The sequence below is a fragment of the Acidobacteriota bacterium genome (assembly GCA_040752915.1).
Lineage (GTDB): Bacteria > Acidobacteriota > UBA4820 > UBA4820 > DSQY01 > JBFLVU01.
Window position 1 is genome coordinate 19,215 of sequence record JBFMHB010000032.1, and the last position, 16,663, is coordinate 35,877.

Annotated in this window: 15 protein-coding genes; all 15 read left to right on the top strand. The window is 68.6% G+C overall.

The annotated features are described in order from the left end of the window. Positions 1–53 precede the first annotated feature (53 nt). Positions 54–515 (top strand): DUF3887 domain-containing protein, encoded by a 462-nt coding sequence (locus AB1824_07620; GenBank protein MEW5764832.1) that lies wholly within the window; start codon positions 54–56, stop codon positions 513–515. A gap of 150 nt (positions 516–665) precedes the next feature. Next, positions 666–2,012, top strand: coding sequence for a pyridoxal phosphate-dependent aminotransferase (locus tag AB1824_07625; protein MEW5764833.1), 1,347 nt, complete (start codon positions 666–668; stop codon positions 2,010–2,012). Positions 2,013–2,088: 76 nt separating this feature from the next. Next, entirely contained in the window at positions 2,089–4,992 is a 2,904-nt protein-coding gene (locus tag AB1824_07630) for a M20/M25/M40 family metallo-hydrolase (protein MEW5764834.1), read from the top strand. After that, positions 4,989–5,282: a ferritin family protein gene (locus AB1824_07635; GenBank protein MEW5764835.1), complete on the top strand. Its 294-nt coding sequence runs from the start codon at positions 4,989–4,991 to the stop codon at positions 5,280–5,282. Before AB1824_07630 ends, AB1824_07635 begins: the two co-directional genes overlap by 4 nt. Positions 5,283–5,404: 122 nt before the next feature. Then, positions 5,405–5,617, top strand: coding sequence for a CopG family transcriptional regulator (locus tag AB1824_07640; protein ID MEW5764836.1), 213 nt, complete (start codon positions 5,405–5,407; stop codon positions 5,615–5,617). 154 nt (positions 5,618–5,771) lie between these two features. Then, positions 5,772–7,154 (top strand): alkaline phosphatase family protein, encoded by a 1,383-nt coding sequence (locus AB1824_07645; GenBank protein MEW5764837.1) that lies wholly within the window; start codon positions 5,772–5,774, stop codon positions 7,152–7,154. Then, complete coding sequence (locus tag AB1824_07650; protein ID MEW5764838.1) at positions 7,151–7,945, top strand: hypothetical protein; 795 nt, start codon at positions 7,151–7,153, stop codon at positions 7,943–7,945. Before AB1824_07645 ends, AB1824_07650 begins: the two co-directional genes overlap by 4 nt. 34 nt (positions 7,946–7,979) lie before the next feature. Then, positions 7,980–8,603 carry an adenylyl-sulfate kinase gene (gene cysC, locus AB1824_07655; GenBank protein ID MEW5764839.1) on the top strand — a complete coding sequence of 208 codons (624 nt, stop codon included), beginning with the start codon at positions 7,980–7,982 and terminating at the stop codon, positions 8,601–8,603. Positions 8,604–8,759: 156 nt separating this feature from the next. Next, positions 8,760–9,617, top strand: coding sequence for a PHP domain-containing protein (locus AB1824_07660; GenBank protein ID MEW5764840.1), 858 nt, complete (start codon positions 8,760–8,762; stop codon positions 9,615–9,617). Then, a complete protein-coding gene (locus tag AB1824_07665; GenBank protein ID MEW5764841.1) occupies positions 9,614–10,075 on the top strand; it encodes a four helix bundle protein in 462 nt (153 codons plus the stop codon). The genes AB1824_07660 and AB1824_07665 overlap by 4 nt, the downstream gene beginning before the upstream one ends. A gap of 28 nt (positions 10,076–10,103) precedes the next feature. After that, entirely contained in the window at positions 10,104–11,411 is a 1,308-nt protein-coding gene (locus AB1824_07670) for an alkaline phosphatase family protein (protein MEW5764842.1), read from the top strand. Positions 11,412–11,418: 7 nt separating this feature from the next. Next, a complete protein-coding gene (locus AB1824_07675; protein ID MEW5764843.1) occupies positions 11,419–12,723 on the top strand; it encodes a sulfatase in 1,305 nt (434 codons plus the stop codon). Between the two features lie 374 nt (positions 12,724–13,097). Next, a complete protein-coding gene (locus AB1824_07680; protein ID MEW5764844.1) occupies positions 13,098–14,603 on the top strand; it encodes a flippase in 1,506 nt (501 codons plus the stop codon). Continuing rightward, positions 14,600–16,207: an alkaline phosphatase family protein gene (locus AB1824_07685; protein ID MEW5764845.1), complete on the top strand. Its 1,608-nt coding sequence runs from the start codon at positions 14,600–14,602 to the stop codon at positions 16,205–16,207. Before AB1824_07680 ends, AB1824_07685 begins: the two co-directional genes overlap by 4 nt. Before the next feature lie 157 nt (positions 16,208–16,364). After that, a partial coding sequence (locus AB1824_07690; protein MEW5764846.1) for a four helix bundle protein occupies positions 16,365–16,663 on the top strand: 299 nt, incomplete at its 3' end.

The following is a 16,663-nucleotide window of genomic DNA, read 5'->3' on the forward strand; positions in this document are numbered from 1 at the left end:
ACCGGCCCGGGACGTGTTTCCGTTTTAGCGTTTGCGCAAAGGAGGACCCGTACATGAAGCGCTTCAACACTCCCCTTCGGGCCGTCACTCTGCTGGCCGTCGCCATGGTGGCCTTCGGCGCCCTCTACGCCCAGGCCAACGACCTGGTCGTGGCCAAGGCCTCGGAGTTCGTCACCCTTCTCCAAAAGGGGGATTTCCAGGGGGCCTATCAGAAGGTGGACTCGAACCTCGGCTTCAAGTCCAACCCCGACACCTTCAAGAAGTACTGGCAGGCGCTCGAATCCAAGGCGGGGAAGCTCGTCGAGGTGAAGCGATCCAGCATCGAGAGCAAGGACGGGTACTTCGTCGTGACGCAGGTGGCGAAATTCGAAAAGGGCCACGTGGACCTCAAGGTCGCCCTGGACAACATGATGCGCGTCTCGGGGTTCCAGTACGCCAACCACAAGGACGACTCCTCCGGCTCCAGTCCTCAGGCCTCGTCCCAGCCGGCGCCGGCCGCCACCCCCGCTTCCTGATTTCCTAAGTCTCCATTCCATCCGCGATCCATCCTCCGCCCCGGGGTTCTTCCCCCGGGGCGGGGTTCGGTGTCTCCCCGGCCCCTCTCGCCGAGGGGGGGGATCTCGTTCTTGACCCGCGCTTCCATCCGCGAACGAAGGGAGGGCCCCATGGCCGAAGGAGCAAGAGCGCCCCGAAACGAGGACGCCCCCGAACTCGTGGTCCGCCCCGAAGAGCTCTCTGGGCTGGACCACTCCCCCGCCTCCATGATCGACATCCCGGGTTCCAGGATGTTCGAGATCCGGGACGCCCTGGCCGTGTACCACCGGGATTTCCCCGGGGGAGAGGAGTTCGACGCGAGCCAGGGCGACGGAGGCGCGAGCCTTCCGGGCATTTCGGCGGAGCTGTGGGAGCGGGCCCACGCCCTCCAAAGGGAGCATGGATCGGCCTACGACCAGCCCTTCGGGACCGCGGCCTTTCGAAAGTCCGTCGTGGAGAAGTACTGGCAGCTGGACGCGGACACGGGATGGGGCCCCGAGAACGTCCTGGGCTGTCAGGGCGGTCGGGACGCCCTCCTCAAGGCCTACGACGCCATGCAGTTTCTCGGTCACGGGCGGAGGGGCGACTTCGTGGTCGTGTCCCGCGTTCCCTGGATCTCCTACAACTGGGGGCCCTACGCCGTGGGCGCCAATGTCCTTCTGGCGCCGGGGCGCGAGGCCGACGCCTGGGCGCTTACCCCGGAAGGCATCGCCGAGTCGGTTCGTTTTGCCGAGCGGGCGGGGGGCCGCAAGGTGGCGGGGCTGGTCGTGACCTCCCCCGACAACCCCACCGGGAGGACGATTCCCCTCACGGAGCAGATCGACCTCGCCCGAGCCGCCTTCGGCGCCGGCGTGCCGTACGTCCTCTTCGACTGGATCTACCACCGCGTGACCGACGGCGAACCCCACGACGTGAACGCCTTCCTGAGGGCCCTCGAACCCGCCGAACGGGAGCGGGTGATCCTCCTGGACGGGATCACCAAGTCCCTCGGGGCGAGCAACGTGCGCAACGCCCACCTCCTCGCCTCCAGGAAACTGGTCAAGTTCATGCAGAACCGCGCCTCCCACGGCGTCATCCCCTCCTTTCACAGCCAGGCCGTCGCCATGGCCGCCTACTCCATGGGCTTCGACCGGGCCGCCGCCCCCATCGTGGTCCCCACGAACGAGAGCCGGAAGGTCCTCTCGGCCTTCCTGGCCGAGAAGGGGATCCGAGCCATCCTGGGAAAGGGCTACTACGCCTTCCTCGACGTGGGGCCTTGGATGGACGCGGGGGGGATGAGCGACAGCTCCGCCATGGGCGCCTACCTGGCCGAGCGCTTCGGCCTGGCCGTCGTCCCGGGGGTGTATTTCAGCGACTACGGGTCCCGGTGGGTGCGCTTCTCCTACGCCCTCCCACCGGACAAGACCGCCCGGGCGGCGGAGCGGCTCTGGGCGGCCCTCTCCCAGGTGAAGGGCGCCGGGGACGGAGGAGCGGCGTGAGGCGCCCGGCCGGGGAGGCTTCCATGCCTTTTCGCATATCGTCCCGCCGTTCGATCCGGGGAGGGCGGCTTCGGCCATGAAATCCGGCGACTGGGGCACCTTCGCCGAGAAATTCCGCCTGGCCGTGGAGTCCTCCCTGGAGACCCATTTCGGGAGGGGCCTCTCGGGCCTGGAGCTGGAATTCAACATCCTGGACCGGGGGCTCCGGCCCGTGACCGCCGTGGGGTACGGTCCCGAGAGGAGGTCCTTCGCGGATCACCTCATGGACCGGTACCTGCCCGAGGCCGCGCGCCCCAGGTTCCAGCTCGAGGTGTTTCACTGGATGATCGAGGGGGCCACCCGCCCCTACTATTCGGCCCGCGGGACGGCCCTGGAAGGGAGGCTGCTCGAGGCCGCCACCTGGAACGCGCTGGCCCGCGCCGGCCTCGCCTTCGGAGAGCGATTCTTCGCCCTCCACGGAAACGTCCCCTACCCGGTGGAGGTCAACGGGGACGCCATCCCCGACGGCTGGAGCCTGGCGAAGAAGAAGTACCTGGCCCGGTGCGTGGCCCTCTTCGGCCCCAACCTGGCCACGGCGGGCATCCACACCAACCACTCCTACCCCGAGTCCCTTCTCTCCTGGGACTTTTTCCATCTCCCGCGCCACCGGCGGGAGGGCCGCACCCTCATCGACTTCCGCAACGACGCCCTGATCCGGGCCACGCGCCTTCTGCGGCCCTTCTGCCCCCTCTTCATCGCGGTTTCCGCCTCCACGCCCTTCGCCTGGGAGATCGTGGAAGGGCACCCCGCCGTGGTGCTCACGGAGCGGGACAGCAACCGCCTCCTCACCTTCCCGAACCCGCCCGAACTGGATGTGCCGTATTTGTACGCCAGCCACGCCGATTACCTCCGGATCTCCTATGACCTGGTGCGCCGCGGGGTGCGCTTCGGGGCCAACAACTGGACGCCCGTCCGCGCCCGCTCCGACGTGGATCCGGTGAATCGAAACATCTGGGCCACCAGCGAACAGCTCCAGCGCCTGTACCAGAAAGGCCTGTACCGGGCGGGGGAGCGCGCCGATTTCGAGGAGGCCGAGCGGGCCCTCCTCGTCGAGAATCTGTGCGCGCGGGTGGATCTCCCCATGACCCGGGTGGAGGTGCGCACCGATGAGGGCGGGGACGACCTCGGCCTGTCGCTGGCGAAGATCGTCTTCAAGGAGCTCCTCTTGCTCCGGATCTATGCGGACGAGTCCTTCGGGGCCGCCTTCGTCTACGACGCCGACGACGTCCAGCGGGCGCGCCGAAACGAGGAGGCGGCAGCCCGGTCGGGTCTCGAGGCCCGGATTGAGGACCCCTTCACCGGCTCCCCCCTTCTCCTTCGAGAGTTCCTCGCGGCCACCCTCTCCGACCTCGACCCGCTGGCGCGGGCCTTGGAATGGAGGGAGGCCCTTGCCCCCCTCGCCGAGATGGCCGCAGGGGGGGCCAATCCCGCCGGCCGAACCCGGGAGTGGTTCCGCTCGCGTCTGGGTTCGCCGCGGAAGGCCCCCTCGGGCTCCCCCATCGTCCCCGGGGAGGTCTTCACCGAATGGCTCGAAGCGCGGGGCCGGCTCCTTCAGGAGGAATTGAGGGACGCGGACTCCCTGGCCAGGGGCCTGGGGGACGAGGAGGCAAAGGTCCGCCCGCTCCTTTTCGAGGCGGCCCAGGAGTCCGAGTCCGAGGCCGTGGCGGCCGTTCGGATCGGGGCGGCGGCCCGCCCGCAGGTCCTGGCGGTTTCGGAGGACCCCGTGGGAGAGACCGTCGGCCTGTCCGCCGAACTCATCCGGATCCCCTCCGTCACCAACTGCCCCCGGGAGCGGCTCAAAGAGGTCTGGCGGTGCGCGCGGTTCCTCGCGACCCGTCTCCAGGAAGCGGGTGCGGAGGTCCGCCTCTTCGAAGGCGGGAAGTACCCCGCCGTCCTCGCGGGCTTTCCCGGCCGGCTGCTGGCGCCCGTGGTCCTTTCGGGCCATTTCGATGTCGTGGAGCCGGACCCCGACGACCTCCAGTTCGAGCCCCGCGTGGAAGGGGACTACCTCTGGGGTCGCGGAAGCGCGGACATGAAGACCGTGGTGGCCTCGGACCTCGTGTGGATGCGCAGAAGGATCTTGCAAGGCCCGCCCTTCCCGCCCGTCTGTCTCCTCTTCGTGGGCAACGAGGAGAACGGCGAATCCGAGCCCTGCGGCACCCCCCACGTCCTCGAAGAACTCCGCCAGACCCACGGGTGGTCGCCGGGCCTCATGATCCTCGGGGAGCGCACCGGGGAGAAGGGGGACGAGCGCTTCGGAGAGATCTGCACCTCCAACCGGGGCGTCGTCCGGCTCCGCGTCACCGCGCGGGGGGAGCGGGCCCACACGGGGATGGCCGGGGCGCCGGACGATCTCTCGGAACGGCTCATCGCCGCCCGGGCCGCCATCCACGAATTGCTCGAAGACCGGTTCACTCGGAAGGCGGAGGATGGATGGGTCACGGGCGTCCGGTTCCCCTTCCTCTCCTTCGGGGAGCCCGGCGTCTACAACATCACGCCCGGCGAGGCCGTCCTCGGCATCGAGGTGCGGCCCATCCCCGAGGACGATGTGGACGGCTTCCTGGAGGCGCTACGCCTCCTCTGCGGGGCCTCGGGCCTCGAGGTGGAGGCCGAAGTCCGCGAGGCGGGAGTCACGTGCCCGCCGGAGAACCCCTACCTGGCGGCCCTCCTTCGGGCCGCCCGGTCCGTACAGGGAGCCCCGCCGCGAATCGGTCGCAAATTGGCCGGAACCTCGGCCCGTTTCGCCCCCGGCGGGGCCGCCGTGGTCTGGGGCCAGACCGGAATCGGTCCCCACACCCGCCACGAGCGCCATTTCATTCCGAGCATCGCCCCCTACCTCGACACCCTCGACGCCCTGTCGGAGGATCTGGCCGGGTGGGCGGTGGAGGGGGTTCGCGCGCCGAGGTTCCAGGGGGAGACGGCCAGGAGGGAGGATCCATGACGGCGAACCGGAGAGTGAAGCGGGTGGAAGCGGCGAAGCCTCCGAAGGCGGAGGCCCCCGGCTCGGGCCCTTCGGCACGGCGCATCCACCGTCTCTTCGACATCTTTCAGGAGGCCGTCGAGGCCGAGCGGAGCGCCCGGCGGCGCTACGAGGAGGCGGCCACCCTCTGCGAGGACGCCCAGCTCAAGGCCATCCTGCTCGAGTTCGCCGAGGACGAACTCAAGCACGAGCGCGAGATCCTCCTGCGGTTCCAGGAAGTCGCCCGAAAGATCCAGGGCGAGGTCCACTGAGGCGAGGCGCCCCGGTCCCCGCCTTCGGTTCCGGACGCGCTTTTTGCTGCGAGAAGGCACGGGTTCCGCCCCCTTGACAGGTTCGAGTCCTTCCCCTAGTCTACACTCTTATTGGAGTGCGAATGGAGCCACGAGTCACGCTCAAGATCCCGAGGCCTCTCTACGAGCGTCTCTCCGTCCTCATCGAGGGCAGCGGCTTCGCCTCGGTGACGGAGTTTGCGGTCTACGTCCTGCGGGACCTCGTTTCTCACCAGGAAGGGGCGCCCGAGGGCACCCTCTCGGCCCGCGAGGTGGAGGCCATTCGCAAGCGCTTGAAACACATGGGGTATTTGTAGGTGAGTGGGAGAGCAGGTGAGTAGGTGAGTAGGTGAGTAAGTGAGTAGGGGAGTAGGTGAGTAGGGAAGGAAAAAGCCCACGGCGGGAAGCCCGGCCCTTCCAGGCGCCTCCCCTTCCTATCGCCTTCCACGATCCTCTCGGAGGACGGCCCGCGTGAAAGACAAGAAGGTCTTCATCTTCGGCATGGACTGCATGGAACCGAGCCTCGTCTTCGGCGAGTGGAAGGACGACCTGCCCAACCTGCGCCGTCTCGCGGAGGGCGGGGCCTGGGGGCCCATGAAATCCACGGTGCCCGCCATCACGGTGCCCGCATGGACCGCCATGATGACCAGCAAGGACCCGGGCACCCTGGGTTTCTACGGCTTCCGAAACCGCAAGTCCTACGACTACGATGAACTCTTCTTCGCCAACGCCGCCTACGTCAAGGAGAAGACGCTCTGGCAGCACCTGTCCCGAAACCGCCTCTCGAGCGTGGTCCTCGGCGTTCCCCAGACCTACCCCCCCAAGCCCCTCAACGGGACCCTCGTGGGCTGTTTCCTCACGCCCGACAAGGGGGTCCAGTACACCTGGCCCGACGAGGCCAAGCACGAGCTCGACCGCCTGGCCGAGGGCGACTACATCATCGACGTGAAGGACTTCCGGACCGAGAACAAGGCGGCCCTCCTCGATCAGATCTACGTCATGACCAGGCGCCGGTTCAAGGTGGTGCGGGAGTGGGTCAAGACCAAGCCCTGGGACTTCTTCATGTTCGTGGAGATGGGCGTGGACCGCATCCACCACGCCTTCTGGCGTTACCACGACCGGGAGCACCGGCTCTACGAGAAGGGCCACCCCTTCGAGTTCGCCATCCGGGACTACTACCGGTACCTCGACGGGGAGATCGGGTCGGTCCTGGACCTTCTCCCCCAGGGCGTTCAAACCTGGGTGGTCTCGGACCACGGGGCGCGTACCATGCGCGGGGCCATCTGCGTCAACGAGTTCTTCCGCCGGGAGGGACTCCTCGCCCTCAAGGAGGAACCCGCGGAGCCGCGCAAGCTCAAGACGAGCGACATCGACTGGTCGCGGACCACCTGCTGGGGCGAAGGGGGCTACTACTCCCGCATCTTCATGAACGTGAAGGGGCGAGAGCCCCGAGGCGTCGTGGAGCCGGCCGACTACGAGAAGACCCGGACCCTCATCAAGGAGAAGCTCGAGGCCCTGGGCGACGAGGCAGGCCGCCCCATCGGGACCGTGGCGCACCGCCCGGAGGACCTCTACCGGAAGGTCAACGGTGTGCCCCCCGACCTGATCGTGTACTTCGGGGACCTGGCCTGGCGCAGCGCGGGCAGCGTGGGGACGGGCGCCATCCATGTCTTCGAGAACGACACGGGCCCCGATGACGCCAACCACGCCCAGTTCGGCCTGTTCATCCTCAACGGGCCCGGCGTGGCGCCGGGCCGGCGGGAGGGCGTCACGCTCTATGACGTGGCGCCCACCGTCCTGCGGACGTTCGGAATCCCGGTTCCCGACGATCTGATTGGGAGGGGAATCGAGTGACCGGCGGCCTTCTCCCCCGGCTCGCCCGCCTCCGCCGCCGCATCGACGGCCCGAAGGTGCTCGTCACGAGCCTTCCCAAGTCCGGGACCCACCTCCTCCTCAACGCCCTTCTGGCCTCTCCCGGCATGCGGCTTCGGGAGGGGGGGAGAAACTGGTCCCTGGACGCGGGTGAGCGCGAACGGCTGCTGGGTTCCATCGGGCGGGGCGAGGTCCTGTACGGGCACTACCCCTACGGGCCCCGGGACGCGGACATCCTGAGGCGATGCGGCGCCCGCGTCGTCCTCATGCTTCGCGATCCCCGGGACGTGGCCGTCTCCCTCGCCCACTACATCCTCAAGCAGGGCGACGCCCACCGGCTGGGCCCGTACTTCCGCGACCGGCTCCCGGACTTCGACGCCCGGCTCATGGCCTGCATCCGCGGCGTCTCGGCGGAGGAGTCGGGCGCGGCGAGCGGTCTGGAAGACCTGGGCACCCGATTCCGTTCCTTCCTGGGATGGGCCCGCGAGGGCGCCGCGCACCTGTGCCGATTCGAAGACCTGGTGGGCGCCCGGGGCGGAGGCTCCGAGGACCTTCAGCGCAGGGCCCTGGGAGACCTCTATCGGTTCGTGGGCCTTCCTTCCTCGGGGGCCATGGTGGAGGAGGCGGCCCTTCAGCTCTATTCAACGGGCAGCACCACCTTCCGCAAGGGGGTGGTGGGAGACTGGAAAGAACATTTCAAGCCGTCGCACGTGGAGGCCTTCGCGGCCGTGATGAACGGCGCCGAGGCGCAGGCCGGCTACGGACCGGCGTGACGGGAATCCGCGACGGCGGGACAGGAGCGAGAAGATGGCGGGAAACGGAAAGGGATTCGTCCTCTGGTTCACGGGGTTGTCCGGGTCGGGCAAGTCGACCCTGTCCAAGCTGGTGGAGGACCGCCTCCTCGAGCGCGGCGTTCCGGTGGAGGTCCTGGACGGGGACGAAGTCCGCACGAACCTCTCGAAGGGGCTCGGCTTCTCCAAGGAGGACCGGGACACCAACATCCGCCGCATCGGGTACGTGGCCAAGCTGCTCGCCCGGAACGGCGTCTGCGCCATCACGGCGGCCATCTCGCCCTACCGGGAGATCCGGGATGAAGTCCGCGCCGGGGTGGAGGAGCGCTCCATCTTCGTGGAGTGCTACCTCGACTGCCCCCTGGAGAAGCTCATGGAGCGGGACGTCAAGGGCCTGTACAAAAAGGCCCTCGCGGGCGAGATCCCTCACTTCACAGGGGTGTCCGATCCCTACGAGCCTCCCCTCAAGCCCGAGGTCGTGGTCTACACCGGCGGGGAGCCGCCGGAGCAGTCCTGCGCCCGCATCGTCAAGACCCTCGAGATGCTTCAGCTCGTTCCCGCTGTCGTGGGGGACGACTACGGCGCCGAGGAGGAAGCCGTCGTCGCGGCCCGCCTCAAGGACCTGGGGTATCTGGGGTGAGGGCGTAAGACGCCAGACGCAAAACGTTTGACGTGAGACGCTAGACGCCAGACGTGAAGCGCGGGGACGGTGCAGGGCGGCTGTGGCGCCGGCCTTTGACGTCGAACGCGTTCGACTCTTTTCGGTTCACGTACCCCGGGAGCTCCTTCGAAGACGATGATCGACCTGCACATGCACTCCACGTGTTCGGACGGGACCTTCCGTCCCGCCGACCTCGTGCGCGAAGCGCGCGGGGCGGGGATCACGCGGATGGCCCTCACGGACCACGACACGGTGGAGGGCCTGGCCGAGGCCGCCGAAGCGGCCCGCGTCGAAGGCGTGGGCTTCCTCGGCGGCCTGGAAATCTCCGCCGAATACGGTCCGGGCACGCTCCACATCCTCGGCTACGGGTTCGACCCGGAGGAGCCCCGCCTCCTGGAGCGACTCGCCTTCGTCCAGAAGTGCCGCGCGGACCGGAACCCCATCATCGTCGAGCGGCTCAACGCCCTGGGCCTGGACGTGACCCTCGAGGAGATCGCCTCCCGGGCGGGCGGGGACCTCGTGGGGCGGCCCCACTTCGCCCAGACCCTGCTCGACAAGGGCTACGTCTCGAGCCGCCAGGAGGCCTTCGACCGGTACCTCGCCAAGGGCCAGCCCGCCTACGCCGACAAGGTTCGCCTGAGCCCCGCCGAGAGCATCGAAATCATCCGCCGGGCGGGCGGCGTGGCCGTCCTGGCCCATCCCCTCCAGCTCAAGATCGACGATCCGGACACCCTGGACGCCTTCGTGCGCGATCTCAAAGACCTCGGCCTCCAAGGCATGGAGTGCTACTACCGCAACCACACCGAAGAGGACGAGGCCCGCTTCACCGCCCTGGCCCGGAAATACGCCCTCCTCCCCACGGGTGGCTCGGACTTCCACGGCGCCAACCGCCCCCGAATCCGCCTCGGCGTCGGCGAGGGCCGGCTGAAGGTTCCCGAGGCGTGCTGGGAGGGACTGGCCGACTGGTTAGGAAGTCAGGATGTGGGGAAGTGAGGAGGCGGGAACCACCGGCATCGCGGCATCTTGGGGAAACAAAGGCCTCAGTTCATGCTTTCAGGTATCAAAGGCCCCATGAAAGCCTCGAGTGCTGGAAGGAAGCCGTTCATCCAGCGGTCCTTGGGAACGAAGCCACACAGACCCTGCCCGCCGAGGTGCGCTGCGGCCTGACGTCTCAGCCACGCCGGGCGGCGGTCAGCGTTCCGGCGAACATCACGGAGGGAGCGGCAGGGCGCGGTGATGCGGAAAGGCGGCAGTTCATCCTCATCGCGAGAAGTTCGTTGAGCGAACTCGAAACTCACTTGGTCATCGTGGAACGCCTCGGATACTTGGCATCCGAGACGACAGCCCCGCTGTTCGCCCTCACCGGGAAGATCGGCGCCATGCCAAACGGCCTCCTCCGCCGTTGGGGCCGAGTCGCCCATACCGCCCTTCCTGACTTCCTAACTTCCTGACGTCCTCACCTTCCCACCCGGAGGCACGATGGCTCTCCTGAACGGACTGTTCTCGAAAAAAAAGCCCCGCGCGGTCCTCATGGGCCTGGACGGAGTTCCCTACACCCTCCTCCAGAAGCTCGTCGCCCGGGGCGTGACGCCGAACCTGGGCCGGCTCGCCGAGGGAGGCGGGAAGCGTTTTCAACAGATGGACGCCTCGCTCCCGGAGATCTCCTCGGTGTCCTGGTCGTCCTTCATGACGGGGGTGAATCCCGCCCGCCACGGCATCTACGGGTTCATGGACCTCAAGCCCGGGACGTACCAGATGTTCTTCCCGAGCTATCCCCACCTGAAGGCGCCCCCGCTCTGGGACGACCTGGGGAAGCGGGGCAAGCGATCCGTGGTCCTCAACCTGCCGGGCACCTATCCCGCCCGCGCCCACGCGGGGGTCCTCGTCTCGGGCTTCGTGGCCATCGACCTCAAGAAAGCCGTCCACCCGCCCGCGGCCCTCCCCGTCCTGGAGAAGATGGGATACCGCATCGACGTGGACACGGCCAAGGCCCAGGACGCGGACCACCTGTACCGGGATCTCGACGAGACCCTCGCCGCGCGCGAGCGGGCCTTCGATCACTTCTGGAAGGACGAGGACTGGGACCTCTTCGTGGCCGTCATCACCGGCACCGACCGGCTCCAGCACTTCCAGTGGGACGCCGTGGAGGACGAGGCCCACCCCAACCACGCCCGGGCCATGGAGTTCTACCGCAAGGCCGACGCCGTCGTGGGGAGGCTCGCGGACCGGCTCGGCGCCTCCGACGCCCTGTACGTCATGAGCGATCACGGCTTCTGCGGCATCCGCAGCGAGGTCTACCTGAACCGGTTCCTCGTGGAGAAGGGGTACCTGAAATGGGAGAAGGACCCCCCCGAATCCTACGCGGACCTCTCCGGCGAAAGCCGCGCCTTCGTCCTCGACCCCTCCCGCGTCTACCTCCACCGGAAGGGGCGCTACCCCAAGGGGACCGTGGAGGAGGCCCAGGTCCCCGCCTTGCGCGAGGAACTGAAGGCCCTCTTCCTTTCCCTCGAGCATAAGGGGCGCCCGGTCATTCGGGAGGTCTTCTTTCCCGAGGCGATCTACGAAGGGCCTGAGTTCGACAAGGCTCCCGACCTCGTGCTCCTGACGAACGACGGCCTCGACCTCAAGGGCAACATCCGCAAGGAGGCGGTCTTCGGCCGCACCCACTTCACGGGGATGCACACGCGACACGACGCCTTCCTGATCTCCAGCCGGGACCTGCCCGAAAAGCGCCCCCACATCCAGGACGTCCACGGCCTGCTCCGTTCGGCCCTCGGCGTGGAGTGAGTCACCCATGCTGATCCTGCTCATCACCCTGGACTGCGTGCGCACGGACCACCTGGAGGGGGCCGGCCTGACCCCGAATCTGGACGCCCTGGCCCCCGAGTGGACCACCTTCACGGAGGCCTTCGCCCAGAGCCAGAACACGCTCTCCTCGCACCTGTCCATGCTCACCTCCAACTACCTCTGCCGCCACGGCGTGTACTCCAACTACGTGCGGAAGGACCTTCCCGCCCACGCCCTCAGCCGGAGGCTCGCCCAGAGGGGCTTCGAGACCCGGGCCTTCACGAGCGTGGACTTCCTCGCCCAGCTCCTGGGCAACCAGGTGGGTCAGGCCGACGCGAGATTCCCCGGGGCGGGCCCCGAGGGGCTCCTGCGAAAGATCCGGCGCAGGCTCCTGGGTCCCCGGCGCCGGGCCCGTGCCGGAGAGACCCTGGGGGCGGGCCTCCGGTGGCTCTTGCGGCCCGAGAGGCGGCGCGACGTCTTCCTGTGGCTCCACCTCTTCGACGCCCACATGGTCTACGAGGCCCCGCGGGACTTCCTCCGAAGCCACGTGGCCCCGACCCGGGCCGACGTGCCCGTGCGCGAACAGTTCCGGAAAGCCGGCTGGTTCAGCCCGGACTTCCCCGAGTACGCCTGGAAGGTCCCCCTGGAGCACTTTCCCCAGCGCTACCGAGCCGCCGTGGCCTACCAGGACGCCTGCCTCGGCCGTTTCTTCGAGGTGCTGAAAGCCCGGGGCGCGTGGGATGAGTCCCTGGTCTTCCTCACCGCCGATCACGGCGAGTGCCTCCTGGGAGATCACGGGGTCTACTGCGCCCACAAGAAGCTCTTCGACACGACGGTCAAGGTGCCCCTGAGGGTCCGCTTCCCCGGCGGCCGGCACGCGGGGGAGCGGGTGGACGCCCTCGTCCAGCACGTGGACATGGCGCCCACGGCCGCGAGCCTCGCGGGCTTCGAGGAGCCGCTCTACGAGGGCAGGGACCTCTCCGCCGTGGCGGCGGGCCGGGACGGCGGGCACTCCGTCGTGTTCGCCGAGCACGTGGACAACTTCCTGAGGGCCGCTCGGGATCGCGAATGGGTGCACGTGGAGCAGGTCCCCGGTTCTCCGAACAAATGGGGGCTCGCCCTGGAGGAGGGGACCCTCTTCCGGCGCGACGGCGCGCCGGCCCCGGCCCGAGCGGCGGAAGCCGGAGCGCGCCTTCAGGCGGCCCTCGGCGCCTGGCTCTCCTCGCGCCCCGAAATCCGCGCGGCCTGGGGCGAGGCGGGGGACGCCGAAGGGGAGATCGCCGGGCGGCTCAAGGAACTCGGATACATGTAGCGCCTCGGGAGCCCGATGGAGGCGCGAGACGAAGAAAGGACATTTGGGATTTGGAATTTGGGATTTCGGACACGGCTTTCCTAGATCTTTTTGGGCCCGCATTGTGCTGTCTGCCTTCCGGAGCGAAGCGGAGGAAGGCCCGTCCCGGGCCGCCGGCGCAGCGCCGCGCCTAGGGCGCGGCCAGGGCCCGGCCGCGGTTCGAAGGCGACAAGCAGTCCTATTTTGGACAGGCATGGATTTCGGGTTTAGACGCAATGGCGACCAGCAAGATCGTAGGGCGGGGCCCTCGCGCGCCTGTCTTCGATTCTTCCCAGTCCCTTCGTCCCCTAGTCCCGGCGAGGGGAGGCGTGAGACGAAAGACGCAAGGCGAGGACATGATGAAGGTTGACGCGAAGGCCCCCGGGGAGAAGGGGCGCGGGGACCCACTGGGCGCCACGGCCCGCCAGGGGTCCTGGGCGGGGGTGTTGAACCTGGGCGGGGCCGGGGTCCGCTACCTCAATACGCTGATCCTGACCCGCATGCTGGGCGCCGATCTCTTCGGCGTGTACAGCCTGGCCAATACGGTGGTCACCGTCTCCACCGTGCCGGCCTCCCTGGGCTTCCCCACGGCCCTCACCCACTTCGTGGCGGGAGCGGCGGAGACCTCCCAGTGGGCGAGGCTCCGGTGGACCCTTTCGTGGGTCCTGCGGGTGGCTCTCGTCTCGGGCCTCATGGGGGCCCTTTCCCTCGTGGTCCTCAGCCTCTGGCTGGCCGTGGACGTCTTCGGAAAGGAAGACCTGGCGCTCCCCCTGGCGGGTCTGGCGCTGGCGCTCCCCTTTCTCGTCCTGTACAACGTCTGCGCGGGCGGGCTCCAGGGCCTCAAGGCGATCCGTGAAAAGGTCTTCATCGAGCGCGTGGCCCACCCGCTGGTCTTCACCCTGCTCCTCCTCGGCGCCCTCGGCGTGTCGCGGACGGTGGAAGCGGTGGTCCTCTGCTTCGGAGCGGCGGCCCTCCTCGTCCTCCTGGCCGGCGCCTGGAGCCTGAAGCGGCGCCTGGCCGCCCTGCCCGCCGGACGGGACGCGAACGGCGACCGGCGCGGCATCCTGCGCTTCTCCACGCCGGTCATGTTCCTCAACCTGATGAACTACCTGATCCTCTGGTCCGACGTGCTGGTGATGGGCGCCTTTCGGACCCGGGCGGAGGTGGGCATCTACGTCGTGGCCTCGCGCCTGGCCACGGCCGTGAACATGCCCACGGAGGCCCTCTCGGCCTCCCTGGCCCCCTCCTTCTCCGGACTGAAGGAGAAGGGCGACTCCGACGGACTCGCGCGACTCTACCGCACCTCCACCCGCTGGATATTCCTCGCCTCCACCTTCGTCGCCCTGCCCCTGGCGCTGGCGGGAAAGTACGTCCTGGCCCTCTTCGGCCCCGAGTACGCGGCGGGCGCCCTCGCCCTCCTGATCCTGGCCCTCGGGCAGGCCTTTTCGGGAGCCTTCGGCGCCAACGGGACCCTCATCACCATGACGGGACACCCCAAGGTGAACCTCGCCAACGCGGTGTGCTTCGGGCTCGGAAACCTGGGCCTCATGTTCCTCCTCATCCCCCGCTACGGTCCCTTGGGCGCCGCCGTTTCCGCGGCCCTCTCCCTCTGCCTCGTGAACGTGGCCCGGGCCGTGGAAATCTGGGTCCTTCTCAAGATCGCCCCCTGGGACCGCACCCTCCTCAAACCCGGCCTCGCCCTGGCGCTCTCCGCTTCGGCCGGGGCCGCCGTCGCCTTCCTCGTTCACCCCGTCGCCGGCGCCGCCCTCTCGGTCCTGGCCTACCCTTCCCTCTGGTGGCTCCTGGGCCCCGAACCCGAGGAGCGGGAGCTGGTGGGGAAGCTTCGAAGGAGCCTCCCATGAGCCGCCTCGTGGTCCTCGGCCTCGACGGCGCCACGTGGGATTTGATCAAGCCCTGGGCCGATGCGGGCCGCCTCCCCTTTTTCCAGCGGCTCATGGCGGAGGGCGCCTGGGGCCCCCTCCGCTCGGTGACGCCCAACCTGACCCCGCCGGGGTGGACCACGGCCTTCACGGGCGTGAACCCGGGAAAGCACGGCGTCTTCGACTTCTTCACCCTCGATGAGGGGGCCTGGGCGCCGCGCGTCCTCTCCTCCTCGGACCGGCGGGCGCCCGCCCTCTGGGAGATCCTCTCCTCGGCGGGCCGCCGGGTGGGCGTCTTCAACGTGCCCTGCACCTATCCCGCCGATGCGGTGGAGGGCTTCTTCGTCACGGGCATGGGAACGCCCGGCCTGGAGGGCCCGTGGGCCCATCCCGAGAGCGAGCGCCGGGCCCTGCCCCGGGACTTCCCCGGCTTCCGCCTGGGGGCCGATCCCCACCTCATCGCGGCGGGAAGGCTGGAGGCGTACCTCGACCAGCTCTACGCCCTCACGGACCTCCAGGAGCGGCTGTTCCTGGACCGCATGGAGCGGCACTCCTGCGACGCGGGAATCTTCGTCTACGACGACCTGGACCGGGTCATGCACTTCTTCTGGCGCTTCATGGACGAGGCCCACCCCCGCCACGAGGAGGCCCCTCCCCGCCTCAAGAACGCCGTCCTGGATTACTACCGCCGCGTGGACGAGGGGATGGAGCGGCTGAGCGCGGCCCTGGGTCCGGAGGCGGACGTGTGCGTCCTGTCGGACCACGGCTTCGGCCCCCTCCACACGGACGTCTTCTTCAACCGCGTCCTGTGCGACCGCGGCTACCTGGCCCCCCTGCCCGTATCGCGGGAACTGATCCGCAAACCCCTGTGGAAGCGCGCCCTCAAGGCCGCCGTCCCGGCGGGGGCGAGGACCTGGCTGAGGCGCAACGTGAAGGCCTCGCCGCTGGCCAATCCCCTCGGCTTCATCGACTGGAGCCGCACGCGGGCCTTCTACGCCTCCGTGTCGGGGCGCTCCATCTACCTCAACGTCCGGGGCCGCCAGCCCGTGGGCACCGTGGAGCCGGGGCCGGAGTACGAGGCGCTGAGGGAGGAACTGAGGCGCGAAATCCTCTCCCTGAAAGACCCCGCCACGGGCCTCCCCGTGGCCGAGGCCGTCCACCTCCGGGAAGAGGTCTACCATGGGCCCTTCGTCCACGAAGCGCCGGATCTCCTCATCCAGGAGGATGGGCGCTTCGCCTACCGCGTGGACTGGAGCGAGTCCGCCTTCGCGCCCGCCTCCCAGTACGGAGTGGACAAGTCCGGCTCGCACCGGAGGGACGGCATCCTCCTCCTCCACGGGCCCTCCTTCCGAAAGGCCGACCTCTCCGGCGCCACGCTGGAGGACGTGACGCCCACCCTTCTCGCCGCCCTGGGCCTGCCCCCGGGAGACGACATGGACGGCCGCGTCCTCCATCGGGCCCTCCGCTCCGCTCCCTCCCCCGCCACCGCCTCGTACGCCCACCTCCGCGGCGCCTCCGGCCCCTCCCTCGCCCAGGGCGAGGAGGCCGAACTCGCCGAAAAGCTCAAGGGGCTGGGGTATATGTAGCTTCGAAGGAGGCCGGTGGGGGGGGAGAGGTGAGTAGGTGAGTAGGTGAGTAGGAGAGTAGGAGAGTAGGTGAGTAGGTGAGTAGGTAAGTAGGTCAGTAGGGGAGTAAGAGAGTAGGAGAGTAAGTGAGTAGGGGAGTAGGAGAGTAGGGGAGAGAATGCTGGGAAGAGCCCGGCCGCATGAGAGTCTGGAGGTGTGGAAGGTCTCCATGGACCTTGCTCAAGCGGTGTACGCGGCCACAGGCCGGTTTCCGAAGGAGGAACTCTACGGAATGACGGCGCAAGTGCGGCGGGCGGCGGTGAGCATCCCCGCCAACATCGCGGAGGGAATGGCCCGAAGAGGCCAGCAAGAGCGGCGACAATTTTTCTACATCGCCCGTGGATCGCTGAGCGAGGTGGAGACCTTGCTGGCGCTGTCTGCTCGCCTTGAGTTCGTGGAGGGAGCGGCCTTCGAGGA

Bases quoted from the DNA above. Each gene is read 5' to 3' on its own strand.
- cysC (MEW5764839.1), top strand. From the start codon at position 7,980: ATGGCGGGAAACGGAAAGGGATTCGTCCTCTGGTTCACGGGGTTGTCC.
- AB1824_07670 (MEW5764842.1), top strand. From the start codon at position 10,104: ATGGCTCTCCTGAACGGACTGTTCTCGAAAAAAAAGCCCCGCGCGGTC.
- AB1824_07685 (MEW5764845.1), top strand. From the start codon at position 14,600: ATGAGCCGCCTCGTGGTCCTCGGCCTCGACGGCGCCACGTGGGATTTG.
- AB1824_07620 (MEW5764832.1), top strand. From the start codon at position 54: ATGAAGCGCTTCAACACTCCCCTTCGGGCCGTCACTCTGCTGGCCGTC.
- AB1824_07675 (MEW5764843.1), top strand. From the start codon at position 11,419: ATGCTGATCCTGCTCATCACCCTGGACTGCGTGCGCACGGACCACCTG.
- AB1824_07660 (MEW5764840.1), top strand. From the start codon at position 8,760: ATGATCGACCTGCACATGCACTCCACGTGTTCGGACGGGACCTTCCGT.
- AB1824_07635 (MEW5764835.1), top strand. From the start codon at position 4,989: ATGACGGCGAACCGGAGAGTGAAGCGGGTGGAAGCGGCGAAGCCTCCG.
- AB1824_07680 (MEW5764844.1), top strand. From the start codon at position 13,098: ATGATGAAGGTTGACGCGAAGGCCCCCGGGGAGAAGGGGCGCGGGGAC.
- AB1824_07640 (MEW5764836.1), top strand. From the start codon at position 5,405: ATGGAGCCACGAGTCACGCTCAAGATCCCGAGGCCTCTCTACGAGCGT.
- AB1824_07625 (MEW5764833.1), top strand. From the start codon at position 666: ATGGCCGAAGGAGCAAGAGCGCCCCGAAACGAGGACGCCCCCGAACTC.
- AB1824_07630 (MEW5764834.1), top strand. From the start codon at position 2,089: ATGAAATCCGGCGACTGGGGCACCTTCGCCGAGAAATTCCGCCTGGCC.